At 72.2% G+C, this 25580-nt stretch carries 24 protein-coding genes; 10 read left to right on the top strand and 14 right to left on the bottom strand.

Translation table 11 applies throughout. The features are described from left to right. Positions 1–33: 33 nt before the first annotated feature. From ACPCJR_RS15825 to ACPCJR_RS15835, 3 genes are all read right to left on the bottom strand, one after another. Positions 34–426 (bottom strand): hypothetical protein, encoded by a 393-nt coding sequence (locus ACPCJR_RS15825; protein WP_391513728.1) that lies wholly within the window; start codon positions 424–426, stop codon positions 34–36. Between the two features lie 123 nt (positions 427–549). Continuing rightward, on the bottom strand, positions 550–1023 hold the full coding sequence (locus tag ACPCJR_RS15830; protein ID WP_391513726.1) for an anaerobic typically selenocysteine-containing protein: 474 nt from the start codon (positions 1021–1023) through the stop codon (positions 550–552). Positions 1024–1403: 380 nt separating this feature from the next. After that, a complete protein-coding gene (locus ACPCJR_RS15835; protein ID WP_391513725.1) occupies positions 1404–4106 on the bottom strand; it encodes a DUF2339 domain-containing protein in 2703 nt (900 codons plus the stop codon). 753 nt (positions 4107–4859) lie between these two features. On the opposite strand from ACPCJR_RS15835, the gene ACPCJR_RS15840 reads away from it, so the two are divergent. The 5 genes from ACPCJR_RS15840 (at position 4860) to ACPCJR_RS15860 (ending at position 9556) form a co-directional block, all read left to right on the top strand. Next, positions 4860–5552: a Crp/Fnr family transcriptional regulator gene (locus ACPCJR_RS15840; protein ID WP_110351524.1), complete on the top strand. Its 693-nt coding sequence runs from the start codon at positions 4860–4862 to the stop codon at positions 5550–5552. Between the two features lie 141 nt (positions 5553–5693). Beyond that, positions 5694–6650, top strand: coding sequence for a DMT family transporter (locus ACPCJR_RS15845; RefSeq protein WP_391513723.1), 957 nt, complete (start codon positions 5694–5696; stop codon positions 6648–6650). 175 nt (positions 6651–6825) lie between these two features. Next, the gene (locus tag ACPCJR_RS15850; protein WP_391513721.1) at positions 6826–7869 is read left to right on the top strand and encodes a sensor histidine kinase; all 1044 of its coding nucleotides are present in this window, start codon (positions 6826–6828) and stop codon (positions 7867–7869) included. Positions 7870–8293: 424 nt separating this feature from the next. After that, positions 8294–9097: an SGNH/GDSL hydrolase family protein gene (locus ACPCJR_RS15855; RefSeq protein ID WP_391513719.1), complete on the top strand. Its 804-nt coding sequence runs from the start codon at positions 8294–8296 to the stop codon at positions 9095–9097. Positions 9098–9163: 66 nt separating this feature from the next. After that, on the top strand, positions 9164–9556 hold the full coding sequence (locus ACPCJR_RS15860) for a group III truncated hemoglobin (protein WP_391513718.1): 393 nt from the start codon (positions 9164–9166) through the stop codon (positions 9554–9556). A gap of 5 nt (positions 9557–9561) precedes the next feature. Here the strand turns inward: ACPCJR_RS15860 and ACPCJR_RS15865 are convergent, their stop codons facing one another. The 4 genes from ACPCJR_RS15865 to ACPCJR_RS15880 form a co-directional block, all read right to left on the bottom strand. After that, on the bottom strand, positions 9562–10398 hold the full coding sequence (locus ACPCJR_RS15865; RefSeq protein ID WP_391513716.1) for an MBL fold metallo-hydrolase: 837 nt from the start codon (positions 10396–10398) through the stop codon (positions 9562–9564). Between the two features lie 30 nt (positions 10399–10428). Then, positions 10429–11226: a TatD family hydrolase gene (locus ACPCJR_RS15870; RefSeq protein ID WP_391513715.1), complete on the bottom strand. Its 798-nt coding sequence runs from the start codon at positions 11224–11226 to the stop codon at positions 10429–10431. Positions 11227–11288: 62 nt separating this feature from the next. After that, the gene (metG, locus tag ACPCJR_RS15875) at positions 11289–12857 is read right to left on the bottom strand and encodes a methionine--tRNA ligase (RefSeq protein WP_391513713.1); all 1569 of its coding nucleotides are present in this window, start codon (positions 12855–12857) and stop codon (positions 11289–11291) included. A 218-nt stretch (positions 12858–13075) separates the two neighbouring features. After that, positions 13076–13291 carry a hypothetical protein gene (locus tag ACPCJR_RS15880; RefSeq protein WP_391513711.1) on the bottom strand — a complete coding sequence of 72 codons (216 nt, stop codon included), beginning with the start codon at positions 13289–13291 and terminating at the stop codon, positions 13076–13078. A gap of 299 nt (positions 13292–13590) precedes the next feature. Here ACPCJR_RS15880 and ACPCJR_RS15885 point away from each other — a divergent pair, with 299 nt between their 5' ends. Further along, a complete protein-coding gene (locus tag ACPCJR_RS15885; protein ID WP_391513709.1) occupies positions 13591–13791 on the top strand; it encodes a hypothetical protein in 201 nt (66 codons plus the stop codon). A gap of 141 nt (positions 13792–13932) precedes the next feature. Here ACPCJR_RS15885 and ACPCJR_RS15890 read toward each other — a convergent pair whose 3' ends face one another. From ACPCJR_RS15890 to ACPCJR_RS15915, 6 genes are all read right to left on the bottom strand, one after another. Further along, on the bottom strand, positions 13933–14481 hold the full coding sequence (locus ACPCJR_RS15890; RefSeq protein WP_391513707.1) for a ferritin-like domain-containing protein: 549 nt from the start codon (positions 14479–14481) through the stop codon (positions 13933–13935). Positions 14482–14645: 164 nt separating this feature from the next. Then, positions 14646–15740 carry a DNA polymerase III subunit delta' gene (locus ACPCJR_RS15895; RefSeq protein ID WP_391513705.1) on the bottom strand — a complete coding sequence of 365 codons (1095 nt, stop codon included), beginning with the start codon at positions 15738–15740 and terminating at the stop codon, positions 14646–14648. Then, positions 15730–16434, bottom strand: a complete 705-nt coding sequence (gene tmk, locus ACPCJR_RS15900; protein ID WP_391513703.1) for a dTMP kinase — start codon at positions 16432–16434, stop codon at positions 15730–15732. Before tmk ends, ACPCJR_RS15895 begins: the two co-directional genes overlap by 11 nt. Positions 16435–16470: 36 nt before the next feature. After that, positions 16471–17247 (bottom strand): ABC transporter permease subunit, encoded by a 777-nt coding sequence (locus tag ACPCJR_RS15905; protein ID WP_391513701.1) that lies wholly within the window; start codon positions 17245–17247, stop codon positions 16471–16473. Next, positions 17244–18194, bottom strand: coding sequence for an ABC transporter permease (locus tag ACPCJR_RS15910; protein WP_391513699.1), 951 nt, complete (start codon positions 18192–18194; stop codon positions 17244–17246). The genes ACPCJR_RS15905 and ACPCJR_RS15910 overlap by 4 nt, the downstream gene beginning before the upstream one ends. Next, positions 18191–19282, bottom strand: a complete 1092-nt coding sequence (locus ACPCJR_RS15915) for an ABC transporter ATP-binding protein (RefSeq protein ID WP_391513752.1) — start codon at positions 19280–19282, stop codon at positions 18191–18193. Before ACPCJR_RS15915 ends, ACPCJR_RS15910 begins: the two co-directional genes overlap by 4 nt. A gap of 169 nt (positions 19283–19451) precedes the next feature. Here ACPCJR_RS15915 and ACPCJR_RS15920 point away from each other — a divergent pair, with 169 nt between their 5' ends. Genes ACPCJR_RS15920 through ACPCJR_RS15935 form a run of 4 tightly spaced genes read left to right on the top strand, consistent with a single transcriptional unit; the run spans position 19452 to position 24111 of the window. Beyond that, a complete protein-coding gene (locus ACPCJR_RS15920; RefSeq protein WP_423451674.1) occupies positions 19452–20891 on the top strand; it encodes a protein adenylyltransferase SelO in 1440 nt (479 codons plus the stop codon). A gap of 6 nt (positions 20892–20897) precedes the next feature. Continuing rightward, positions 20898–21722 (top strand): SDR family NAD(P)-dependent oxidoreductase, encoded by an 825-nt coding sequence (locus ACPCJR_RS15925; RefSeq protein ID WP_391513695.1) that lies wholly within the window; start codon positions 20898–20900, stop codon positions 21720–21722. Positions 21723–21727: 5 nt separating this feature from the next. After that, positions 21728–22642 carry an alpha/beta hydrolase gene (locus ACPCJR_RS15930; RefSeq protein ID WP_391513694.1) on the top strand — a complete coding sequence of 305 codons (915 nt, stop codon included), beginning with the start codon at positions 21728–21730 and terminating at the stop codon, positions 22640–22642. Further along, positions 22639–24111, top strand: a complete 1473-nt coding sequence (locus ACPCJR_RS15935; RefSeq protein WP_391513693.1) for a flavin-containing monooxygenase — start codon at positions 22639–22641, stop codon at positions 24109–24111. The genes ACPCJR_RS15930 and ACPCJR_RS15935 overlap by 4 nt, the downstream gene beginning before the upstream one ends. Before the next feature lie 61 nt (positions 24112–24172). Here ACPCJR_RS15935 and ACPCJR_RS15940 read toward each other — a convergent pair whose 3' ends face one another. Next, on the bottom strand, positions 24173–25576 hold the full coding sequence (locus tag ACPCJR_RS15940) for a PLP-dependent aminotransferase family protein (RefSeq protein WP_391513691.1): 1404 nt from the start codon (positions 25574–25576) through the stop codon (positions 24173–24175). Positions 25577–25580: the final 4 nt, after the last annotated feature.

A 25580-nucleotide genomic window follows, 5' to 3' on the forward strand; every position in this document is an offset into this window, starting at 1 on the left:
GTACGAGAACCGCTTGCGCCGCCGCACAGGCGGTCAGGGGGAGGGGAACCGGTTCTGGAGGCGGGAGAGCATGTCGACCGCCTCCTGCGAGATGCCGGCCTCCCGCGCGGCCTTGAGGCTCTGATCCTCGGGTTCGGCGGCACGTCTCGCCGGCTCGAACTGGCGGCGGTGGGCCTGATCGAGGATCTCGGCGATCCGGTCGCCGACCGCGATGGCGATGGCGGTCGAGTCCGGCCCTTCCGAGCGGTGGACGTGCATGCGCTGGAGCGCGTCGGCGATCTGCCGCTCGAAGGCCTGGAACAGGGCCTCGGAGGCCTTCGGGTTCATGCGCATCAGGGCACCCGCGGCCGCGCAGTAGGTCTCCTTGAGCATGTAGAGGGTCAGGCGATCGATGGCCTGCTCGTCCTCGTCCACCGGCTTCGACATCGCGACGGGTCCTGAACGCTCGCGGCCCTCCGCCGGGCGGAGGGCCGGGGCCGTCCCGGCCGCGCGAGGCGGCGGGCCGGCCGGGGTTGGTGCCCTTTCGGGCAAAGGGCGGTCCGCGGCGGCTCAGCCGGCGGGTGGCGTGAGAATGACCTTGCCCTCGAACGGGTTGCTCCGGCTATTGGCGCCGGTGCAGCCGAAGGACTTCTCCCCTGCCGAGACGGTGCGCAGCCGCAGGGTGCCGCGCCCCTCCCGCTTGACCGTGTAGCCCTTCTCGCTCGCCACGTGCACGAGGTCGCCGTCGGCGTGCAGCACGCGGCCGTTCTCGAACTGCCCGGGCATGGTGATCGTCACGGGCTGGTCGGCCCGGCTGACGACGTTGAGCGCCACGTTGGTGTCGGCGGGCAGGCGCAGTTCGGCGGGCTGGCAGACGGGATGCCCGTCGCGCATCTCGACGGTCAGCTCGACCGGCGGCATCACGTCGCTCGCCGGCGGCGGCAGGGGCTTGCCCTGCGCCAGGGCGGCGGCGGGCAGGCCGAGCGCGGCGCCGGCCGCGAGCAGGAGGGCCGGGGCGAGACGGCGGGACGGGCGGTGACGCATGCGCAAGGTCCTTCGCGGAGGCTCGTGGCCTCGCCGGACGCGCCGGCCCCGCGCCCGGTCGGCGGGGGAAGGTGGGCGTCATCCGGCGGGGCAACGGTTCGCCGGGGGAAGGAGGCGGACACCCGCCGCGTTCCGCGCCGCGACGCCGCGCCGCGCATGGTGTCGCAAGGAGAGAGGCGGGTTGCCGGGCTTTCGCGGCACCGGCTCGGCGGTGTCCTCGGGGGTCGCCGGCCTCCCCGCCATCCGCAATGGGGATGGCGGGGGGGTTGTCGTTCGCACGACCGAGCCGATACGCAACGTGGCTCCCCATCAGAATGACCGGGGCCGGTTAGCCGACGGTCAATGGCGGCGCGCGTCCCGGTGCCGGAATGGGACGGACCTCACCCCTCCGGTCCCGCCGGACGCGCGGCGGGGGCGAAGACGAGGCGCTGGTAGACGAGGCCGATGGCGATGAGGCAGGCGCCGAGGCCCAGGAACGACAGGGCGCGCAGCGGTCCCTCCAGCCCGGAGAGGTCGAGCAGGAACACCTTGAGCGTCGCGAGCCCCACCAGCACGGCGGAGGCCAACCGCGCGGTCGCCGACCCGCGCAGGATGCCGTAGCCCAGGGCCAGGAGGCCGAGGCCGAGCCAAGCCGCGGAATAGGCGTACCACTCCGCCTGCCCCGTTTCCCGGTCGAGCCCGAGCCGCTCGCCCTGGAAGCCGTGCCGCACCGCGAGGCAGAGCGCGAGGAAGCTCAGGGCGAGACCGAGCGACGCCGCCGCGCGCACGAACCAGGCGGGCCGCACGGCCCGGCTCGCCCGGGCCAGCGCGAAGGCGGCAGCCGCCGGCAGGCCGTAGGCGAGCACGGCGTCGTTCAGGATGGGACCGCCCGCGACCGGCTCGTCCGTGAGCAGGGGGTTGGCGGCGAGCCCCAGGCCCAGCGCGCCCTGGAGGAGGCCGAGGCAGGCGAAGGCGAGCCCGCCGAAGCGGATCACCGGCGAGGCGGCGGAACCGGACATCCGCGTCAGCACGAGGGAGAAGCCCAGAGCGGTCAGGGTCGTGAGGCCCTGCTCCAGCACGGTGGTGCCGGGCGCGGCGAGGTCGCCGCCGTGGAGCGCGTGGCGGATCTCGAGGAAGACGAACAGGCCCGAGAGGAGAAGGGCCAGGGCCTGGGCCACCTGCTCGGGCACGTCCGCGCGGCGGCCGGGCAGGCGGATCGCCAGAGCCGCGAGGCCGAAGCAGAGGGCCGGCAGGCCGTAGGCGGTGATCAACCCGTTGAGGATCGGCGTGCGCGAGAGGCCCGCCTCCGTGAGCGCCGGGTCCCAGGCGAGGCGCGCGGCGACCACCGCGGCGAGACCGGCGACGCACCAGCGCAGGGCCGGGATGTCGAGGCGGCGCGCGATCAGGCCGGTGGCGAGCGCCGCCCCGGCCAGCGCCGGCGTCAGCGAACCGCCCGCGAGGGCGAAGACGAGGCCGAGGCACAGGCTCGCCACCGCCGCCGAGGCGAAGGCGCCGAGCCCGAGCGCCAGGGCGGGGGAGGGGGTGCGATCCCCCTGCCGCCGGCACAGGGCGGCGAGACCGCAGAATCCCGCCGCCAGGGCGCCCGCGGCGGCGGCGAAGCCCGGCGCGACCGCGCCGCCCGCGATTCGAAGATCCGTTAGCGCCAGGGCGGCCAGCGGCGCGAGGGTCGCGCCCGCGGCGAAACTCAGCGCCGTGGCGTAGGGCAGGCGGCTCCCGCCCAGGAGCCGCAGCGCCCCGAGCCCGGCCACCGTCAGCCCGCCGGCCGCAGCCAGGGCGAGCATGAGTCCCGGATTCTCCGCGCCGTACCAGAGCAGGAAGAAGGACGCGCTCAGCGGGTCTTGCGCCTCTGGCCAGAGCACGAGGGCGCCGGCGAGCGTCAGGGCCGCGACGGGCAGCCCCGCGGCGGCGGGCGCGGCGACGAAGCCGGCGAGGGCGGGCAGGACGATGGCCGCCAGCGCCGCGGCGGCCCAGCCCGTGCCGCCGCCCTCGGGCAGCGTCAGGCCGAGAACCGCCAGGGCGACGCCCGAGGCGGCGGCGAGCGCCAGGGCGGCGGCGCGGTCGAGGCGGGCCGCCTCGTCGGGCACGCCCTGCCCCGGCAGCACCGCGAGCGTGACGATCCAGAGCGCCAGCTGCAGCACGAGATGGACCTGCGCCGCCGTGGCGTCGCTTCCCTGCAGGGCCAGGATCAGGCCCCAGGCCGCGGCACCGACGCCGCCCGCCACCGCGAGCGCGCGCCAGCCCTTCGCCCAGGCGAAGGCGTAGGCGCTGCCGGCCACGACGGGCAGGTAGAGGGCGAGCGGCCACAGGCTCTTTCCCCCGCCTCCCACGAGGAGCGGCGTGGCGAGGGCCCCGACGAGACCGATTCCGGCAAGCGCCGGCCCGTGCAGCAGAGCCGCGACCATGGCGGCGAGGCCGGTGGCCGCCAGCCCGACGAAGGCCGGCGCCGGACCGACGAAACCGTAGAGGGCGTGCGCGGCGTAGACCGTGCCGAACAGGCCGACCGTTCCGGCGGCGGTGACCATGGCCGGGATGTCGGGCCAGGTCGCGGGCACGGGCTCGGCCCCGCGCAAGCGCCGCCGCAGCGCTTCGCCGAGGCCGACGAGACCGAAGGCGAGGGCGAAGCCGCCGACGATGCGCACGCCCGGACCGAACAGGCCGCGCTCGGCCGAGTAGCGCACCAGCAGCGCCGCGCCGAAGGCGAGGGCGAGGCCGCCGACCCAGACGGTCCAGCGCGTGCCGAAGCGCTCCTCGATGGAAGGCCGGGGCGGCCGAGGGACGGCCGCCGGGGCGACTGCCGGAACGGCGCCGCGCCGGGGCGGCTCGGACGAAGGGGAGGGCGCCGGAGGAACGGGAACCGGCGGCGCCTCGGTCGTCGGCTCCGGACGCGCGGGTTCCGGAGGTGGGGCAGCCGCCGATCCCGAGGCCGCGGGGCGGGAAGCCGAGGCCGCCTCGAGCAGGGCGAGGCGCCGCTCCAGCACGTGGATGCGCTGGCGCTGTCCCATCGACAGCAGCAATCCTGCGGGGCCGGCCAAGGTCAGAGCCAGGACGACCAGGGCCGCGAACAGAAAAAAAGAGTCGTCCATAGGCCGGCCGTCCGTTTCGGGAGCGGCGAGACTAGTCTCTGTTCCGGCTGCCGCGGGTGCGGGCCCTCACACGCCCGTGAGTCGTCGCCAGGGAGATCCGACAGATCGGCCGGCAATGCAAATCAGCGGCACGTCAGGTCCGACGAATGCCTGATCCGCTCCCCAGACCTGTCCGTCTCAACGGAGAAAGGCGAGGTGGAGACGGCTTCCCTCCCGTTCGACGACGGCACAGGGACAATCGATCTTCAGGCAGGCGACCGACAACCGAACCGAATCCGGGACGACGACATCTGGGCCGACTTCGACATCGACACCTTCGGGTGTTGTATCCCAAATCAGACAGCCAATATCGCTACGGATACCGGAAGATGAAATCAGTCCTACCGTAAAAGCGTCTTGCAGAAATAAATCACGGGAAGCTTCCAACATTGGTTAACTCCGCGATTGCCTCTAACCCGAGACAGAATTGTACGGTTAACGCTCCTTAAAGGCACGCAGAAAATGTCGCGGCAATGCGCAAAAATCAGGTTGCGAAACCTTCAAATCCATGGAAGCCTGGCCTTGGTTGCTTATTCGTTCTCCGGCTAAGTGTCTCTCGTTTCAAGTGTTCGGCGTTTCGATTCTTCCGAAGAGGGCCGCCCCTCGCGCACCGCCATCCACGCCAATCGCGCCCGCTCCCCGGCCCGGCGACTTGACCCGCCCCGGCCGGAGCCTCACCATTCGCTCTACGCGCGAGGACAAGGTTTAAGAGGCGTGGCGACAGGCCGGTTGGCGACCATCCCGTTCTTCAAGGAACCGGGTGTCGATCTCTCCCCATTCGAGATGCGCTGCCACTGGCGGCGCTTCGACGAGAACGAGACGCTCGTCGATTACGACGACATCTCGACCGACGTGTACTTTCTCGCCATGGGCGAGGTGCGCATCCTCAACCGGTCGCAATCCGGCAAGGAGGTGATCCTCGGCGAGATGCGCACGGGCGCCTTCTTCGGCGAACTGGCGGCGCTGGACGGGATCGGCCGCTCGGCCAACGTCACAGCGCTGACCCGCGGCGAGGTCTGCGTGGTGCCCGCTCCCGTCTTCCGCCAGATCGTGTTCGCCTCCGAAGCCATCGCCGACCGGCTCTTCCGCCTGCTCGCCAAGCGGGTGCGCGAATTGAACACCCGGCTCATGGAGCACGCGCTGCTCGACCTGCGCCACCGGCTCTACGCGGAGCTGCTGCGCCTCTCCGTGCCGCGGGCGGGCCAGGACGGCGAGCGGGTGGTGACGCCGCCGCCCTACCACCACGTGCTGGCCGCCCGCATCGGCTGCCGCCGCGAGCAGGTGACCCGCGAGTTCACGGTGATGGCGGGGGAGGGGCTGATCGACCGCACCCGCGGCGCCCTCGTCATCCGCCGCCCCGATCTGCTGGAAGCACGGGTGCAGGAGGCGCTGCGGGAGGACGCCTGAGGCGTCGTCTCGTCGTTTGCGCGGGCGCATCCGGGCGACGCCGTGCTAAGGGAGTCGCCGGCCCTGCCCCACACGGGCCGGCTCGCATCGCCGCGATGAGACTTTCGCGCTCCAGCCCCGCCCCACAGCGCCGGACGAGACATGGCTCCACTGCCCGGCCCCCGCGCCTCCGCGGCGGCCTACCCGATCCTGACCCTGACCACCCTGCTCTGGGCCGGCAATGCGGTGGCCGGCAAGTGGGCGGTCGGCGCGGTCTCGCCGCAGGTGCTTACCACCCTGCGCTGGGCCTTCGCCTTCGCCCTCCTGCTCGTGATCGCGCGCCGACAGGTGACGGCGGATCGGGACCGGCTCGCGACGCGCTGGTCCTACCTGCTCCTGATGGGGGCCTTCGGCTTCACGATCTTCGCGAGCCTGTTCTACGCCGCGGGCACCTACACCACGGCGGTCAACGTCGCCCTGATCCAGGGCGCGGTCCCGGTCTTCGTGATGCTCCTGAACTTCGTCGTGCGCCGGGCGCCCGTGCGGGCAGGGCAGGTCGTCGGGGCGGGGATCACGCTGGCCGGCGTCGCGGTGGCGGCGACCCACGGCGATCTGGCCCTGTTGCGCAGCCTCGGCTTCAATCTCGGCGACGGGCTGATGCTCACCGCCTGCCTCGTCTATGCCGGCTACACCGTGGCGCTCACCGCGCGCCCGGCGGTCTCGGGCCTTGCCTTCTTCACCGCCCTGGCGCTCGCCGCCTTCGTCACCTCGCTGCCGCCGCTCGCCGCCGAATGGGCGCTCGGGCACGCGATCTGGCCCTCCACCCCCGCGGCCTGGGCCATCGTCGCCTTCGTGGCGCTGGGCCCTTCGCTGCTGGCGCAGCTCTCCTTCATCCGCGGCGTCGAACTGATCGGCCCGAACCGGGCCGGGCTGTTCGTCAACCTCGTGCCCGTCTTCGGCGCGGGGCTCGCCGTCCTGCTGGCGGGCGAGCCCTTCGCGGGCTCCGACGCGCTGGCGCTCGGCCTCGTGCTCGGCGGCATCCTGATCGCCGAGACCGCCGGGCGCCGAGCCGTGCGCAGCGATGAGGGTCGGACGCGCCAAGCAAAAGACGGAAGGTGAGGGGGAGGCCGCATCGTCTTGCCGAAGGAGATCGAAGAGCGACGCGCTCGGATTTTCATCTGCTGATCTTTCGCGAATTCGGCCGAAAACGGCCCGCCGCGGCAGGGGGGCCACAACTTGGACCGGAAGAGGCGCTTAAAGTCGGGCGAATCGCGCTTTCGGATCGTCCGGCCTCATGCCTTCTTCCCTCACCTCCCGGCCCCGGGCGGCCGCCGGCCGGTGGCCCGTGCCGTCCTGGCTCGGTGAACTCGCCGCGCTGGCCGCGACCGGGATCGCCGTCCTCCTGCGCTACGCGCTCGACGACGTGCTGCCGCCGGGCTTCCCGTTCCTGACCTTCTTCCCGGCGGTGATCCTGACGACCTTCTTCTTCGGCCTGAGGCCGGGGATCGTCTGCGCCGCGCTCTCGGGACTGGCCGCGTGGTACTTCTTCATCGGGCCGGCCGGCCTGTTCCTGCTCGACCTGCAGACGGGGTTGGCGCTCGCCTTCTACGCCTTCATCGTCACGGTCGACATCGCGCTGATCCACCTGATGCGCGTGGCGGGCGAGCGGCTGAGCGCGGAGCGGGCGGTCAGCGCCGAACTCTACGAGCAGCAGCGCACCATGTTCCAGGAGCTGCAGCACCGGGTCGCCAACAACATGCAGTTCGTGGCGGCGCTGCTCGCCCTGCAGAAGCGCAAGATCGGCGAGAACCCGGAGGCGGCGCTCGGCGCCTTCGACGAGGCGCAGGCCCGGCTGGAGACGATCGCCCGCATTCACCGCCGCCTCTACGACCCGGCGCGGGCCGACCAGCCCGTGGGCCAGTATCTCCAGGAACTCTGCTCCGACCTGCTCGGCGCCACGGGCGCGCGCAACATCGTCTGCCTCGTGGACGTGCCGCCGATGCGCTTCGATCTCGCCCGGCTGACCACGCTCTCCCTGCTCGTGGTCGAGGTCGTGACCAACGCCCTCAAGCACGCCTTCACGGAAGCCGAGCGCGGCACCATCACCATCCGGCTCGAAACCCTCGACGCGGGGCAGGTGGCGCTCAGCATCGCCGATGACGGCCCCGGCATCCCCGAGAGCTTCGATCCCGCCGCGAGCCGCAGCCTCGGCTTCCGGATCGTGCAGGGACTGGCCGCCCAGCTCGACGGCACGCTGACCTACGCCAATGACGGCGGCACCGTCGTGCGGCTGGTCTTTGCCCCGGGACAGGCGATGCCCCGCCTGGCCGCCGCCTGAGCGGGTAGACGAGGGCAGGGGACGCTCGGCCGATTTTCCCGAGGCTCACCGACAGGCGATTTACCGGCTTCGGTTCTGCCCCCATGGCCGGCGTTTCAGCTGCGGAAACGATCGCCCAAGCCTGTCCCCAAGCCCGTGAAAGCCGTTCGCATAAGATATATTATGGAACCACACGATGGATGCGAGAGGCCATGAAGGCTCGTTAACCATACCGTTCCGGCCGTTTTTGCGGGTTTTCGCTGCAAACCAAGCCGCTGGCGAAACGCCTGCCCACGCCGTTCCTCGCAGCGGCGCAACCCTGCGGTCACCACGATCCTGCATCAAGAATTCATGCTGGCGACGATGGCGGGTACGCCGCCCCTCGCAATCGTCACATTTCTTGGGCAACATCGCGAAACTCACTGGCCGCACAGAACGTTCCGCCATGCTCCTCCGCCCCCTCACCGGCCTGATCCTCGCCGCCGCCCTGGCCGGCCCGCTCGGCGCCGGGCCCGCCCGCGCGCAGCCGGGCGCACCGCCGATCACGGCTCCGCAGCCGCCGGCCTCGGCCGAACGCCTGCCGGTGAAGCTCGCGCGGCTCGCCTCCCTGCTCGGGCGGGACGGCGACGTGCGGATCGTGGCCTTCGGCTCCTCCTCGACGGAAGGGGCGGGCGCCACCTCGCCGGCCATGGCCTACCCTGCCCTGCTGGAGCGTGACCTCGAGGAGCGCCTGCAGATCGGTGCGTCGAGCCGGCGCTCGATCACCGTGATCAACCGCGGCAAGGGCGGCGATACCTCCGAGGCGATGGCCAGGCGGCTGGAGCGCGACGTGCTCGCCGAGCGGCCCGACCTCGTGGTCTGGCAGACCGGCAGCAACGATCCGCTGGCCGGCGTGCCGCTGGAGCGCTTCGTGGAACTGACCCGCGCCGGGCTCCTGGCAATCCGCGCGACCGGGGCCGACGTCGTGCTGATGGACCAGCAATGGTGCAGCAAGCTCTCCGGTCAGGAGGGCGCGGAGCGCTACGGCGAGGCCCTGCACGCCCTGGCGGCCGAGCTCGGCGTTCCGGTGATCCGCCGCCGCGCGCTGATGCAATCCTGGGTCTCGCACGGCCTGATGACCCCGGCCCAGATGATCGGTCCCGACGGCCTGCACATGACCGATGCCGGCTACCGCCAGCTCGCCAAGGCCGCCGCCGCCCAGATCCTCGTCGGCGCCGGCCTGATCCAGCCCGCGCTCGCCCGGAACTGAGCCGGGGCAGGGGCGGCTTTCGCCAGGATGAAGCCCCCTCCCCGCGCGAATGCGTGAATCAGGGCCATGAAGCAGGCCGAACTGACCGAGACGACGCTCGCCGCCTTCCTCGATGCCTTCTACGCCCGGGTGCGCCGCGACCCGCTGATCGGGCCCGTCTTCGCTGAAAAGATCCCGGACGAGGCGTGGCCGCGCCATCTCGCCACGATCCACGACTTCTGGTCCTCGGTGCTGCTCAAGACCGGCCGCTACAAGGGCAACCCCTTCGCGCGCCATCTCGGCATCGCGGGCATCGACCCTGCGCATTTCGCCCGCTGGCTCGGCCTGTTCGAGCAGACGGCGGCGGAGGTCTTCGTGCCGGAGATCGCGCGGGAGATCGTGGAGCGGGCGCACCGCATCGGCGACAGCCTCAAGGCGGGGCTGTTCTTCCGGCCGGAGATGCGCGGCGTGCGACCCTGACAGGCTCAGAGGTCGACCGTCGCGCTCAGCCCGTCATGGGCCGGCACCACGTGGGCCGGCAGCTTCCGCGCCAGCGTCGCGTAGTCGAGATCGGTGTGGAGGTTCGTGAGGATGGCCCGCTTCGGCGCGACCTCCTCGATCAGCGCCAGCGCGTCCGAGACCGAGTAGTGCGAGGGGTGAGGGGTCTCGCGCAGCGCGTCGATGATGAGCAGGTCGAGGCCGTGCAGCCGCGCCTTGGCGGCCTCCGGCATCAGGCTCACGTCGGGGGCGTAGGCGGCCGGGCCGAAGCGGAAGCCGTGGGCGACCTCGTTGCCGTGCTCCATCGCGAAGGCCTCCGCTTCGATCGGGCCGCCCGCACCGTCCAGGATCAGCGTCGCGCCCGGGCGCATCGCGTGCAGGTCGAGGATCGGCGGGTAGAGGCTGCCCGGCGGCGTCTCGAAGGCGTAGCCGAAGCGCGCCACCAGCAGGGAGCGGGTGAGGGGATCGGCGTGGACCGGGATGCGGCGGCGCATGTGGATGACGAGCGGGCGCACGTCGTCGATGCCGTGGGTGTGGTCGGCATGCGCGTGGGTGTAGAGCAGGGCGTCGAGGCGGGTGACGCCGGCATCGATGAGCTGCTCGCGCAGGTCCGGGGAGGTGTCGACGAGGACCGTCGTGGCCTCCCCTGCCCCCTCCGCATCCCCGTCCGCATCCGCATCCCCCTGGCGGCGCTCGACCAGCAGCGAGCAGCGGCGGCGGCGGTTGCGCGGGTCGGCCGGGTCGCAGGCGCCCCAGCCGTAGCCGACCCGCGGCACGCCGCCGGACGAGCCGCAGCCCAGGATGCGCAGGGTCAGGCTCGCCATGCGCCCTCCCCCGGATTCATGGCCCGGCCCTCATGCCGTCACCCCCTCGATCGCCGCGGCCTTCGCGAACAGCCGGTAGAAGTTGGCGGTGGTGGCCGCACAAAAATCTTCGAAGGGCAGGTCGAGGGCCTTGGCCAGCGCCCGGGCGGTGTCGGCGGTGTAGGCCGGCTCGCAGCGCCGGCCCCGGTGCGGCTCGGGCGCGAGGAAGGGCGCGTCGGTCTCGACCAGGATGCGGTCGAGGGGCAGGCTCCGGGCGATGTCGCGCAGCGCGTCCGAGCGGCGGAAGCTGACGATACCGGAGAACGAGACCGACAGCCCGAGTTCGACCCCGACCTGCGCGAGACGCGCGCCGGACGAGAAGCAGTGCAGCACCGCCTTGAAGGGCTGCCGCGCCATCTCGTCGGTGAGCACCGCTTCCATCTGCGCGTCGGCATCGCGGGAATGGATCACCAGCGGCAGGCCGGAGAGGCGCGCGGCCTCGATATGCGCGCGCAGCACCCCCTCCTGCACCGCCTCCGGCGCGGCGTCCTCGTAATGGTAGTCGAGCCCCGCCTCGCCGATGCCGACGCAGCGCGGGGTCTCGGCCAGCGCGGCGATCTCGTCCGCGGGCACGTCCGGCTCCTCGGCGGCCCCGTGCGGGTGGGTGCCCACCGTGTACCAGACCGCCGCGTGCGCCTCGGCCAGCGCCCGGTAGCTGTCGGCCTTGGCGACCCGCGTCGAGATGGTGAGCAGGCGTGTCACCCCCGCCGCCCGGGCACGGGCGATCACGCCGGGAATGTCCTCGGCGAAATCGGGGAAATCGAGGTGGCAGTGGCTGTCGACCAGCATGGTCTCTTCGGGCTGCGTCTCATCGGGCCGGGGGCGTTCGAAGGCAGGGAGGGGCGGACCCGTCAGGCCGCCGCCTCCGGCCGCTCGAAGCGCGGGAAGATCGGGCTCGGCGCCGGCAGGGCCGTGCCGCCCCGAAGGCGATGCTCCTCGCCGGCGAAGGCGAAGCTGCGGCGATCCACCGGCACCGCGAGCAGGTCGAGCAGAGCGGCGCCCGCCGTCGGCACGAAGGGCTGCACCATCAGGCCGACCCGGCGCAGGGTCTCGACCGTGACGTAGAGCACCGTGTTCATGCGCGCAGGATCGCTCTTGCGCAGTTTCCACGGCTCCTCGGACGCGAAGTAGCGGTTGGCCTCGCCGACCACGGCCCAGATCTCGGCCAGGATCGCGTGCAGCGCGAGATTCTGCATCAGCCTCCTCGCCTTCTCCGGCAGGGCGGCGGCAGCGCTGAGCAGCCGCGCGTCGGCGTCGGTGAAGGCTCCCGGCTCCGGTACGGCGCCGGAAGCGTTCTTCGCGATCATCGAGAGCGAGCGCTGCGCGAGGTTGCCGAGATCGTTGGCGAGATCCGCGTTGATGCGGTTGATGATCGCCTCGTGGTCGTAATTGCCGTCGCCGCCGAAGGGCGCCTCGCGCAGCAGGAAGTAGCGCACCGGATCGACGCCGTAGGTGCCGGCGAGATCGAGCGGATCGACCACGTTGCCGAGCGACTTCGACATCTTCTCGCCGCGGCTCAAGAAGAAGCCGTGGCCGAAGACGCGCTTGGGCAGCGGCAGCCCCGCCGACATCAGGAAGGCCGGCCAGTAGACCGCGTGGAAGCGGACGATGTCCTTGCCGATGATGTGCAGGCTCGCGGGCCAGAACCGGGCGTTGGCCGCCCCCGCATCGGGAAAGCCCGTCACCGTCAGGTAGTTGGTCAGCGCATCGACCCAGACGTACATGACGTGGCCCGGCCGGTCCGGCACCGGCACGCCCCAGTCGAAGGTGGTGCGGCTGACCGAGAGATCCTTGAGGCCGGAGCGCACGAAGCTCGCGACCTCGTTCATGCGCGTCTCGGGGCCGAGGAAGTCCGGCTGCTCCGCGTAGAGCTTGAGCAGGGGCTCTTGGTACCTGGAGAGGCGGAAGAGGTAGTTCTCCTCCTCCATCCACTCGACGGGCGTGTCGGTCTTGATCGAGCGGCGGTTGCCGTCGGGGCCAAGAACGGTCTCGGCCTCGTCGTAATAGGCCTCGTCGCGCACCGAGTACCAGCCGGCATACTTGGCGAGGTAGATGTCGCCGTTGGCCTCCATGCGCCGCCACAGCTCCTGCGCGGCGGCGTAGTGCTCGGGCTCGGTCGTGCGGATGAAGCGGTCGTAGGTGCAGTTCAGGGTATCGGCCATCGCCTTGAAGCGCCCGGCCATGTCGTCGACGAAGGCGCGCGGCGTCACGCCGGCCTTGGCGGCCGTCTGCTGGATCTTGAGGCCGTGCTCGTCGGTGCCGGTGGTGAACAGCACCTCGCGCCCGTCGAGGCGGTGGAAGCGAGCGATCGCGTCGCTGGCGATCACCTCGTAGGCGTGTCCGATATGCGGCGCGCCGTTGGGGTAGGAGATCGCCGTGGTGATGAGGAAGGGCGCCTTCGCCGTCTCGCTCGCGCTCACGTCAGAAGATGTCCCGGATGCAAAGGGTCGGACCGAGATGCCTTGTGGCGCGCAACGCCACGGGACGCAACCGGACCGGCAGGGCCTGCGATCGCCGCCCGAAGCACGATGCGGTGCAATCTCGATCCCTCCGCCGCTCTTCGCAGACGCGAAAAAGCCCCGCCGGGGTCCGGCAGGGCTTCATCGAGCGACGGCGTTGGTGCCGAGCGAAGGGTCGCTTAGGCGGCGCGCTTGGCGGCGACCGGCGAGAGGTTCTCGTTGCCGACCTTGACGGCGCCGACCTTCCTGGAAGCCGGGGCGGTGCCGACGGCAGCGAACTCTCCGGCGGAAACGGTGGTGCCGGCCTTCGGACCCAGGCGGTCGGCCATCAGGGTGACCAGGGCGATGTTGGCGGCGCCGGCGGCGGCGGCAGCGAGGAGAGCCAGAGCGATCATGGTGCGCGTCCCGTGCGGTGTGTTGCGTTGCAGCGTATGTGCCACCACGCAGCCCCCTTTGGTATACCAGACACCAAATGCCAGGCATTCGCTGTACGCATGCATCGGGCCCTCACGAGGCTTAGCCCCCAGGTTTTTGCATTATGGTACCTATTATTCCGGTACTCCGTGCTATTTTGCATGGACACGGACTCGGTGATCTGATTAATCCCCCTCAGTAGCGCTGCATTGAACGGCAAGGCTTCGGCCCGTGCCCTCAGCGTTGTCCGCACGCGCCGGCATCTTCGAGGAAAGTCTGCATGTCGATCGCCAAGGTTCGCGAATCCGCAGAACAGTGGATCGAGCTGCCGGAGCCGGATCTTGACCGGTACGTGTTGCGCACACGGCGCCCTGCCGCCAACGACAACGGCCGGATCTCGGCGGAATCCTTTCGCGTCGTACAGATCGGCGCCTGCGTGGCCCTGATCGGCGCCGCCACGCTTCTGAGCGCCCTGGTCTGACGCCGGTCTCCCTGCGGCGTCGATCCGCAAGGCCGCCTTCGCGGAGCCTGGAGGCAGGCCGAGACACGGGTGTGCTGGACGAAAGACGTCGAGAAGGAAAAAGGCGCCTCACGGCGCCTTTCTTCGTTTGAGCGGGCTTCCTCAGGAGGCCTTGCGGCGACCCTTGGCCTTCGTGCCGGCGCCGCCGTCCTCCTCTCCCTCCGAGCCTTCGAGATTGAGGCTCTCGGCGATCCGGGAGAGCAGCTGATCGGTCTTCTTCTCCTCCTGAAGGGTCTCGTCGAGCAGCTTGGCGGCATCCGCGTAGCCGAGCTGGGTGGCCCAGGTCTTCAACGTACCGTAGCGGGCGATCTCGTAGTGCTCGATCGCCTGAGCACACGCCGCCAGCACCGCGTCCGCGGCCGGGCTGTCCTCGAAATCCTCCAGATCCTCCTCCATCTCGGAGGTCAGGCCCTGCATCGCCTCGCAGGTCTTGGCGCGAGACGGCTTACCGATGATCTCGAACACCTGCTGCAGCCGCTCGACCTGACCGGCGCTCTCCTCGGCATGCGTCTCGAAGGCTTGGCGCAGCTCCTCGTGCTCGGCCGCCTTGGCGGACTTCTTCAATGCACGAACGGACTGCTTTTCCGCGTAATAGACATCTTTCAGGGTCTCGTAGAAGGCGTCCTGCAAGGTCTTCGTCTTGGTAGCCATGGTGGTCCGTCCCCGGATTGTTGAACGAGTAGGCTGCGGGAGCGAACTCACCGGCAGCCTGTCCCGTCGAAACGCCCCGCTTGGCGCCCGGGTCCGCAAATTACTGCGGGGAAGACTGCAAAATTCCGGGAACCTTCGACAGCTTGGACCGCGCAGCCAGCCCCTCAGGACCGCGCCGGCCCCACCGTCGCCTCCGCCAGTTCGCGGAAGGCCGTGAGGATCAGGGGCCGGCGGTCGAGATTGTACACGGCGGCCTCGCGGGCGGCCGTGGCGATCCGCTCGGCGGCCTCCACCAGTCCCAGCAGCCGGGCCGGGCCCTCGCCCTGGCGGCGGTCGATCTCGGCGGCGACGTGGCGCTGCATCGCGTCGAGCGCGGTGGCAAGCAACGGCTCGGCATCGCGGCCGGCCAGCGTCTCGGCGAGCTTGAGCACGCGCCGCCCGTCGGGCTCGGGCAGGCCGGCCAGCAGGGCGGAGACCTCGGCCTCGACCGCGGCGGTGGCGGGATCGAGCAGAGCCACGGCGCGGGCGACCGAGCCCTCGCTGAGCGCCACTGCCCGGGTGAGGGCGGCCCCGTCGGGCGGGGGGAAGGGCGGCGGGAAGCCCTCGATCACGGCGCGCACGTCGGCCTCCGGCAGGGAGCGGAGCGTCAGCGCCCGGCAGCGGGAGCGGATCGTCGGCAGGAGCCGGCCCGGCGCGTGGGAGACGATGAGGAAGAGGGCGCGGGGAGGCGGTTCCTCGATCATCTTCAGGAGCGCGTTGGCGCTGTTGGCGTTGAGATCCTCGGCGCTGTCGACGATGCAGACGCGCCAGCCCCCCTCCCCGCCCGCCGTGGTGCCGAACAGGGCGAGCGCCGCGCGGGCGGCATCCACCGAGATGCGGGTCGGCAGCGTCTTGGCGCCGGGCGCCTGGACCCGGCGGAGCGCGATCAGGTTCGGGTGCGAGAGCGCCGTCACCTGCCGCGCGGCCGCGTGATCCTCCGGCACGTCGAGGGTGTCGGGGGAGGGGAGCGTGCGCGGATCGGCCACCAGCCGGCGCGCGACCCGGTAGGCCAGCGTCGCCTTGCCGATGCCGGGCGGGCCGCCGATCAGCCAGGCGTGGTGGAGCCGGCCCGCGGCCAGCGCCCCGGCGAAGGCAGCCTCGGCCGCCGCATGGCCGAGGAGGCGGGTCTGCTCGCGCGGGCGCGGGACGTTGGCGAGATCCCCCGCCTCGGCCTCCGTGCGGGCCGCCTCGCGGGCGGCGCGGGCGGAATCAGGCCGCATGACCCTGTCCCTCCCGGCCCTGCCCCTCCCCGAAAGCGGGGATCAGGTCCGGCCGCCGGGCGGCGAGGCCGGTGCGGATGGCGGCCTCGACCGCATCGGGATCGGGGCTGGCGTCGATCACGAGGCAGCGCTCCGGCTCGGCCTCGGCGATGGCGCGGAAGCCCGCCCGCAGGCGCTCGTGGAAGCCGAGCGCCTCCGCCTCGAAGCGGTCGGTCTCGCTCCCCTCCCCGCGCCGACGCGCCCGTGCGAGCCCGGATTCGGGGGGGAGATCGAGGATCAGGGTGAGGTCGGGGCACAGGCCCTCCAGCGTCACCCGCTCCAGGCTGGCGATCAGCGCCGGATCGAGGCCGCCCGCCGCGCCCTGATAGGCGCGCGTGGAATCCGAAAACCGGTCGCACAGCACGATCGCCCCGCGCGCCAAAGCCGGACGGATCAGCTCCTCGATATGGTCGATGCGGGCGGCGGCGAACATCAGCGCCTCGGCGAACGGCCCGTAGGGCTTGGCCACGCCCTCGAGCAGCGCGGCGCGCAAGCCCTCCGCCCGGGGCGTGCCGCCGGGCTCGCGGGTGGTCACGACCTCGCGCCCGCCCGCCCGCCGCAAGGTTTCGGCAAGGCGCGCGATCTGAGTGGACTTGCCCGCCCCCTCCCCGCCCTCGAAGGTGATGAAGACGCCCCGCGGCGCATCGCTCGACATGGAGCCGGGGCTAGCACAGCGGGGGCCGGGGCGCGACTAGGCTGCGCTCGCCTTGCGCCCCGTCAGCCAGGAGGCGGCCAGCACCACGAGGCCGACGCTGGCGATCATCAGCGTCGAGACGGCGTTGATCTCCGGATTCACCCCGAGCCGGACCTGGCTGTAGATCCGCATCGGCAGGGTGGTGGCGCCCGGCCCCGAGACGAAGCTCGCGATCACGAGGTCGTCGAGCGAGAGGGTGAAGGCGAGCAGGAAGCCGGCGGCGACCGACGGGGCGATCAGCGGCAGGGTGATGCCGAAGAAGACGCGGGCCGGGCCGGCGCCGAGATCGGCAGCCGCCTCCTCGAGCGAACGGTCGAGACCCTTCAGGCGCGCGCCCACCACCACCGCGACGAAGCCGGTGGCGAAGGTGGCGTGGGCGATGACGAGGGTGGCGATGCCCCGGTCGAGGCCGATGCCGACGAAGAGCAGCAAGAGCGACAGGCCGGTGATGACTTCCGGCATCACCATCGGCGCGTAGAGGAGCCCGGTATAGGCGCCCCGCCCCCGGAACCGGCCGTGCCGGTCGAGCGCCAGCGCGGCGCAGGTGCCGAGCACCCCGGCGATGGCCGCCGAGAGGGCGGCGACCTTCAGCGAGACGAGCGCGGCGGCGATCAGCGGGCCGTCGGCGAACAGCACCCCGTACCAGCGGGTCGAGAAGCCGCCCCAGACCGTGACGAGCTTCGAGGCGTTGAAGGAATAGGCCACCAGCACCAGGATCGGCGCGTAGAGGAAGGTCAGTGCGAGCGCGAGCGCCGCGCGGGCGAAGAGGCTCATCGTCCCCCCTCCCCCGCGCGCCCCTCGGCGGCCTCCTCGCGGCGCAGCTCCGCCTCGCGGAACAGCACCACGGGTCCGACCACGAGGATCAGCAGCAGCACCGCCACCGCCGAGGCGAGCGGCCAGTCGCGGTTGGAGAAGAACTCGCTCCAGAGCACGCGGCCCAGCATCAGCGTGTCCGAGCCGCCGAGCAGGTCGGGGATGATGAACTCGCCCACCATCGGGATGAAGCAGAGCAGCGCTCCCGCCGCGAGGCCGGGCAGGCTCAGCGGCAGGGTGACCGTGAAGAAGGCCCGCGCCCGCGCGGCGCCGAGATCGGCGGCGGCTTCCGTCAGCGCAGGGTCCAGGCGGCTCATCACCGCGTAGAGCGGCAGAACCATGAAGGGCAGGTAGGCGTAGGTCAGCCCGATCAGTACACCGAAGGGCGAATCGAGGATCGGCAGCGGCGCCCCGATCAGGCCGAGCTTGATCAGGGCGGCGTTGAGAAGCCCCTCCGGCTTCAGGATCGCGATCCAGGCATAGACCCGGATGAGAAAGCTCGTCCAGAACGGCACGATCACGAGGGTCACCAGGATCGGCTGCCAGCGCGCGGAGGCACGGGACATGGCGTAAGCCGTCGGCGTGCCGATCAGGACGAGGATCGCGGTGGCGAGCGCGGCGTAGCCCAGCGAGGAGAGGGCGGCGTCGCGGTAGAGCGCGTCGGCCGCGAGCATCTGGTAGTTCTCGAAGTCGAGCGCTTCCAGGAACTCGCGCCAGCCCTCCAGGCCCCCCTGCCAGTCGAGCACGGGCAGGTAGGGCGGCTGCGCCGTGGCCGGCGAGGAGAAGCTGATCTTCAGCGTGACCGCGAAGGGCACGAGGAAGAACAGCCCGAGCCAGACCAGCGGCAGGCCCCGCACGAGGCCGCGGCCGAGGCGTCCGGCGAGATCGCTCCTGTCGCTGGGTTTCATGCCGGCAGCACCCGTGCGGCGTCGGCGGGAATCGCGACGGTGACGGTCTCACCCACCGACGGGGCCGGGTCGCTCCCCGGCAGGGCGGCGGAGGCGCGCAAAGCCGTGCCGTCGGCCATCGCCACCCGGTAGCGGACGCGGTCGCCCAGGAAGGTCGCCTCGCTCAAAGTGCCGGTCAGGCCTCCTGCGCTCTCACCCCCGATCACCAGTCGCTCGGGGCGGATCGCGACCACGACGGAAGCGCCCGCCTCGCCCGCCCCGCTCGCGCGCAGGGTCCCGAGCGCGGTCTCGACGGAACGGACGCCGCCCGGCTCCGCCGGTCCGAGGCGCCCCGCGATCAGGTTCACGTCGCCGAGCAGGCCCGCGACGAAGCGGCTGGCCGGTCGCTCGTAGAGCGCGCGGGGCGGGCCCACCTGCACGAGGCGCCCGCCCTCCATCACGCCGATGCGGTCGGCGAGCGCCATCGCCTCCTCGGCGTCGTGGGTGACGACGACGAAGCTCGTGCCGAGCCGCCGCTGGATCGCCCGCAGCTCCGCCTGCGTCTCCTCGCGCAGGGCCCGGTCGAGGGCGCCCAGCGGCTCGTCGAGGAGCAGGAGGCGCGGCTGGCGTGCCAGCGCCCGGGCGAGTGCCACGCGCTGGCGCTGGCCGCCCGACAGCGTGCCGGGGCGGCGCCCCTCGAAACCTTCGAGCCGCACCAGCCTGAGCAGATCCGCCACCCGCTCGGCGCCTTGCGCCCGGCTCAGGCCGAGACCCTTCAGCCCGTAGGCGAGGTTGGCCGCCACGCTCATGTGCGGGAACAGGGCGTAGGACTGGAACATCATGTTCACGGGCCGCCGGTGCGGGGGCAGCGCCGTCAGATCCGCCTCGCCCAAGCGGATCGTTCCGGAATCGGGCGCCTCGAACCCGGCCACCAGCCGCAGCAGCGTGCTCTTGCCGCAGCCCGAGGGGCCGAGCAGGCAGAAGAACTCCCCGCCCGCCAGATCGAGGGAGACGGCATCGACGGCCCGGTGGGCACCGAAATGTTTGATGACCCGCTCCAGGCGGAGCAGCGGAGCGGACGCGGTCGGCGGTGCGGGATCGGGCAAGATGGCGGACGGCTTCGGTGAGGACGAATGCTCAAGGTAGCAGAATCGGTGCCGAGCGCATCCGCGTCGCGGGCAGGGATCGACGCCGCCCGCCGCCGGGTTCACCCTTTCGTCGGCTTGACGTTCCGCCTCGCCTGAACGACCTCAGCCCATCCGCGCCGGAGCCTAAGCCCTGTCCGCCGTCAAACCCTCGCGCCGCCACGCCGATCTCGGCCCCGACTTCTACGATGTCGTGGCTCCGGCGGATTTTCCGTCCGCGGTCCCGCGCTACCGCAACCGGGCCTGGGCGCGGCGCGTCGGCCTCGACGACCTCTCGGACGAGCAATGGATCGCGCATTTCGCGCGCTTCGCGCCGCTGCCCGGATCGTTCGAGCGGCCGCTGGCGCTGCGCTACCACGGCCATCAGTTCCGCTCCTACAATCCGGAACTGGGGGACGGACGCGGCTTCCTGTTCGCGCAGGCCCACGATCTGCGGGACGGGCGCCTGCTCGATCTCGGCACCAAGGGCAGCGGGACGACGCCCTGGTCGCGCGGGGCCGACGGGCGGCTCACCCTGAAGGGCGGCGTGCGCGAGGTGCTCGCCACCGCCATGCTGGAAGCGCTCGGCGTCGAGACCTCGAAGTCGTTCAGCCTGATCGAGACCGGCGAGGCGCTGGAGCGGGGCGACGAGCCCTCCCCCACCCGCTCGGCGGTGCTGGTGCGGCTCTCCCATTCGCACCTGCGCATCGGCACCTTCCAGCGCTTTCTGTTCCTCGAACAGCCCGAGCACATCGCCCGCCTCGTCGATCACACGGTCGAAACCTACTACCCCGAGATCCGCGCGGACGAGGGGGCTGAGCGCGCCGCCCTGTTCTTCGAGGCGATGGTGGCGCGGGTGGCCCGGATGGGGGCGCAGTGGATGGCCGCGGGCTTCGTCCACGGCGTGCTCAACACCGACAACATCAACGTCACCGGCGAGAGCTTCGATTACGGCCCCTGGCGCTTCGCGCCGGTGCACGATCCGGCCTTCACCGCGGCCTATTTCGACGAGTGGGGCCTCTACAGCTTCGGCCGCCAGCCCGAGGCCCTGTTCTGGAACCTGAGCCGTCTGGCCGATTGCCTGCTTCCCCTCGCCCCGAAGGAGCGGCTGGAGGCGGGGCTCAAGACCTTCGGGCCCGCGCTTCAGGACGCCTTCGCCGAGGCATTGCTGTCCCGGCTCGGCGTCACGCCCCTGCAAGGGGAGGGCGAGGGGGCGGTCCACCGGCTGGTGGGCGCGTTCTGGGCCTTTCTGGAGACGAGCCGCGCGCCCTTCGAGCAGGTCTTCTTCGACTGGCGCGGCGGCTTGGCGAGCGAGGCGCGCGCCGCCCGCAGCCCGGCGGGCGAGCACTACGCGAGCGACGCCTTCCGCCCGGTCCACGCCGCCTTCCAGGCGATGCGGCCGAGCGCGCGGGCCAATCTCGACCACCCCTACTTCGCGCGGGCCACGCCCTGCACGATGCTGATCGAGGAGGTCGAGGCGCTCTGGGCGCCGATCGCCGAGGCCGACGACTGGTCGGCGTTCCACGCCAAGCTCGCCGCGATCGAGACGATGGCCGCGGCCTACGGCACCGCTCCCCTCCCCCCGGAGGTCTGAAGCGGCATGGCAGGACGCTTCGTTCTGGGAGGAAAGACCGCGCTTCTCACGGGGGCGGCGAGCGGCATCGGCGCGGCGCTCGCACCGGCGCTCGCACGGCGTGGCTGCGCGCTGGCCCTGGCCGACCGGGACGCGGAGGGGTTGGCCGCCACGGCCCGCGCAGCCCGCGCCGCGGGCGTCGCCGTCAGCGAGCACGTCCTCGACCTCGCCGACCGGGCGGCGCTTCTCGCCCTGCCGGAGGCGGTCCGCGCCCGGCACGGCGGCCTGCAGCTTCTGATCAACAATGCGGGCGTGGCGCTCGGCGGACGGTTCGAGGACACGGACCCGGCCGACATCGACTGGCTGATGGACGTGAACCTGCACGCGGTGATGCGCCTGACCCATGCCTGCCTGCCCCTGCTGCGGGCGGAGGCCGAGGCTCAGATCGTCAACCTGTCGAGCGTCTTCGGCATCATCGCTCCGGCGGGGCAGGCGGCCTACGCGGCGAGCAAGTTCGCCGTGCGCGGCTTCAGCGAGGCCCTGCGCCACGAGGTCGAGGGCACCGGGCTCGGCGTGACGCTGGTGCATCCGGGCGGGGTCGCCACCGCCATCGCCCGCAACGCCCGCACGCCCCGGCACATCGACGCCCGCGAGGCCGCCGAGGGTCTGGCCGCCTTCGAGCGCCTGCTCACCCTGCGCCCGGAAACGGCCGCCGAGGCGATCCTGCGCGGGATCGAGGCCCGGGCGCCCCGCATCGTCATCGGCGCGGATGCCCGGCGCGCCCTGCTGATCCAGCGCCTGCTGCCGGTGCGCTACTGGTCGCTCATCCGCCGCGCCGTCCGGGACCGATAATCACCATGGCGAGCCTGCGCGCCCACCTCTTCGACCTCACCATCCGGCTCGCCGTGAAGGCACGGATCGGCCGGAGCGTCGATGTCGACACGATCCGCCGGACCTTCGACCGGGCCGCCTTCCCGGCGCCCGCCGGCGTCGTCTTCACGCCCGGCGAACGCGGCGGCGTGCCCGGCGAGTGGGCGCAGGCCGAAGGAGCGGCGGGGCCCGAGCGCCCTACCCTGCTCTATCTCCACGGCGGCGGCTTCATCGCCTGCTCGGCCGCCCTGTACCGCCCCGTCACCGGGCATTTCGCGCTGGCCGGCTTCCGGGTCTTCGCCCCCGATTACCGCCTCGCCCCCGAGCATCCCTTCCCCGCCGCGATCGAGGATGCCGTCGCCGTCTGGGCCGCGCTGGCGCAGGCGGGGCCGGCCGTCATCGCCGGGGATTCCGCGGGCGGCAACCTCGCGCTGGCGACCCTGGTCGAGGCCCGCCGCCTCGGTCTGACGCTGCCGGCCGCCGCGGCCCTGTTCTCGCCCGCGACCGACCTGATCGGGCGCAGCGACTCCTTCCGCACGAATCGGCGGCGCGACGCGATGTTTCGGCTCGAATCCCTGATGCGGCTCGTGCCCGTCTACCTCGCGGGCGCCGACCCCTGCGACCCGCGCGCCTCGCCGATCGAGGCGGAGCTTGCGGGCTTCCCGCCGCTCCTCTTCCATGTCGGGGCCCGCGAGATCCTGCGCGACGATTCCCTGCGGTTCGCCGAAAAGGCGCGGGCGGCGGGCGTGCCCGTCGAGGTCACGCTGTTTCCCGTGGTGCCGCATGCCTGGCAGCTCGCCGAGAGCTTCCTGCCGGAGGCGCGCCGCTCCCTCGACGAGGCGGCCTCGTTCCTTCGGCGCGCTCTGGAAGCGGCCCGGCCCGTGACGGAGACGGCCGCGTGAGCGAGCCCCCCCTCGATCTGCTCATCGTCGGCGCGGGCTTCTCCGGTCTCGCCATGGCGATCCGCGCGCGGCAGGCCGGCGTCAGGCGCCTGCTCGTGCTGGAGAAGGCCGCGGGCGTCGGCGGCACGTGGCGGGAGAACACCTATCCGGGCGCGGCCTGCGACGTGCCCTCCTATCTCTACTCCCTCTCCTTCGCCCAGAAGCCGGACTGGTCGCATCTCTTCGCCCGCCAGCCCGAGATCGAGGCCTATCTGGAAGGGCTCGTCGCCGAGCACGGCCTCGGGCCGCATCTGCGCCTGGGGACGAATGTGCGCCGGGCCGCGTTCGACGAAGGGGCCGGCCTGTGGCGGGTCGAGACCGACGGGGAGACGTTTGCCGCCCGCGTGCTGGTAGGCGCGCTCGGCGCCCTGCACCACCCCGCCCTGCCCCGCCTGCCCGGCCTCGACCGCTTCGCCGGGGCGGCCTTCCACTCCGCGACCTGGGACCATGCCTGCGACCTGAGCGGCAAACGCGTCGGCGTGATCGGTACGGGGGCGAGTGCGGTGCAATTCGTGCCGGAGATCGTCGGCCGGGTCGCCCACCTCACCCAGTTCCAGCGCTCGGCCCCCTGGATCCTCTCCCGCGGCGACCGCCCGACCGGCGCGGTCAGCCGCCTGCTGCTGCGGGCGGGCCCGCTGCGCCGGCTCTACCGGGCCTCGCTGTTCTGGCGGCGCGAGTTGGCGGCGCTGGCGGGCTTCACTCGGGTCTCGCGGGTGACTGCGCTGGCGGAAGGCCTCGCGCGGCGGCATCTCGAAGCCTCGATCGCGGACCCGGCGCTCCGAACGAAGCTCACGCCCGATTACCGGCTCGGCTGCAAGCGGGTGCTGCTCTCCGACGACTACTACCCGGCGCTGGCCCGTCCGAACGCGAGCCTCGTGACCGAGCCGATCCGCGAGGTCCTGCCCCACGCCGTCGTCACCGCGGACGGGCGCGAGCACGCCCTCGACGTGCTGATCTTCGCCACCGGCTTTTCCCCCGGCGGCAGCGTCCTGCGCACGGAGATCGTCGGGCGCGGGGGCCGCAGCCTGCTGGAAGCCTGGAAGCCCGGCGCGGACGCCTTCCGGGGCGTGTCGGTCGCGGGCTTTCCGAACTTCTTCCTGCTGCTCGGGCCCAATACCGGGCTCGGCCACAACTCGGTGCTCTTGATGGTCGAGGCGCAGGTCGCCCACGTGCTCGACGCCCTGCGCCGCCTTGCCGACCATCCCGACAGCGTGATCGAGGTGCGGCCGGAGGCGCAGGCGCGCTTCCGCTCCGAGGTCGATGCGCGGATGCGGGACAGCATCTGGACGCGCGGCGGCTGCGGCAGCTGGTATCTCGACCGGGCGGGCCGCAACCGCACCCTCTGGCCCGGCACGGTGGGCGATTACGTGCGCGGCACCCGCCGGCTGCGGGCGCAGGACTATCGCCTGACCGGGCCGGAGCGATCCTGAGCCGGCGTCGACGTCGCGGGCCAAGCGGCCTTCCCACGACCCGCACCGAAGGCGACGCCCCTCAGGGCGCGTCGGCTAGCGCCCGCGCCAGCCCCTCGTAGACCCGCGGATCGGACATCTGCGCCACGTTGAAGCGCATGAAGCCGCCGGCCGTCTGCGCCACGCTGAAGACGTTGCCCGGGGCAAGGACGAGATCGTCGCGAAGAGCGCGGCGGGCGATTTCGGCCGCGTCGCGCCCGTCCGGCAGGCGGCACCAGAGCGTGTAGCCGCCGCGCGGCAGGAGCCAGGGTGTGATGCCGAGGCCGGCGAGGCGGGCGGCGGCCTCCCGGCGCGCCCGCGACAGGCGGCGGCGCAAGCCCTCCAGATGCTTGCGGTAGCTGCCGTCGGCCAGCGTCCCGGCAACGAGTTCGGCGGCCACGGGACTCGGGCCGCCGAAGCTCGTCGCGACCTGAAGATCGACCAGGGCCTCGATCCAGTCGGGACGCGCCGCCACGTAGCCGCAGCGGATCGAGGCGGAGAGCGTCTTCGAGAAGCTTCCGACCCGGATCACGCGGTTCAAGCCGTCGAGGGCGGCGAGCCGGGGCGAGGGCTCGGGCTCCAGATCGGCGAAGATGTCGTCCTCGACGATGACGAGGTCGTGGGCCGCGGCCAGCGTCAGGATCCGGTGCGCGATGCCGGGAGAGAGCGTGGCGCCGGTCGGATTGTGGAGCGCGGAATTGGTGAGGTAGAGGCGCGGACGATGCTCGGCCAGCGCCGCGGCCAAGCGCGCGGGATCGGGGCCGGTCGCGGTGTAGGGCACACCGACGATCCGCACGCCGTGCGCCCGCAGCAGGGCCTGGAAGTTGAAGTAACAGGGATCGTCCACGATCACCGCGTCGCCGGGCCGAAGCAGGAGGCGGCCGATCAGGTCGATGGCTTGCGTGCCCGAGCCGGTCAACAGCACCTGCTCCGCGCCCGCCTCGATCCCCTCTCCCGCGAGCCGCCGCACGAGCAGGCGGCGCAGGGCCGGCATGCCGCGGGTCGCCCCGTAATCGGTGAGCACCGCGTCCTCGGCCCGGGCGAGCCCGCGCACGGCCCGGCGGATCGCCGCGTTCGGCATCCACTCGGCGGGAAGCCAGCCGCAGCCGGGCTTGAGCGTGCCGGGCCCGGCATCGAGCGACTGGCGCGAGATCCAGAGCGGATCGATCGCCCGGTCCCGCCGGGGCTCCGCCTCGGTCAGCGCCAGGGGCGAGACCGCCCCGCAGACGTAGAAGCCCGAGCCCGGGCGGGGCCGGATCAGCCCCTCCGCCGCCAGCCGGTCGTAAGCCTCGACCACCGTCGAGGGCGAGACGCCCATGATCGCGGCCAGGCGCCGGATCGAGGGCAGCCTTTCCCCCGGTGCCAGACTGCGCGCGGCCAGCCTCTGGCGGATCGCCGCCATCACCGCCCCGGTACGGCCGCCCGCGACTTCCGTCTCACGATCCATCGGG

Source organism: Methylobacterium sp. NPDC097929, assembly GCF_049543375.1.
Taxonomy (GTDB): domain Bacteria; phylum Pseudomonadota; class Alphaproteobacteria; order Rhizobiales; family Beijerinckiaceae; genus Methylobacterium.